The sequence below is a fragment of the Geobacillus sp. ZGt-1 genome (assembly GCF_001026865.1).
GTDB classification, from domain to species: Bacteria; Bacillota; Bacilli; order Bacillales; family Anoxybacillaceae; genus Geobacillus; species Geobacillus thermoleovorans.
In genome coordinates, this window is the sequence record NZ_LDPD01000061.1 from 1 (window position 1) to 283 (window position 283).

Sequence of the window (283 nt, forward strand, 5' to 3'; positions counted from 1 at the left end):
AAAAGCAATGGTACTACGGTTTCAAGCTGCATCTTCAAGTGACCAATCAAGGGCTGGCCATGGGCTATGTCGTGACGGAAGCGTCCTGCCACGACGTCAAAGCCGCTGAAACGGTGATGACTCAAATCCCTCATCCCTACAACTTTGGGGACAAAGGGTACATCAGCCACGCTCTTCGAGAAAAGCTGTACGAAGAACACCAAGCCGCGTTCTGGACACCGTCTCGACACAATCAAAAGCACGGCCCATCCAAGGCATGGGAAGAATGGATCAGGAAAAAACG

Annotated in this window: 1 protein-coding gene; it reads left to right on the top strand. The window is 51.6% G+C overall.

The window, feature by feature from the left end:
- Positions 1-283 (top strand): transposase (locus VU18_RS15480; RefSeq protein WP_047758441.1); only part of this gene is annotated, 283 nt, incomplete at both ends.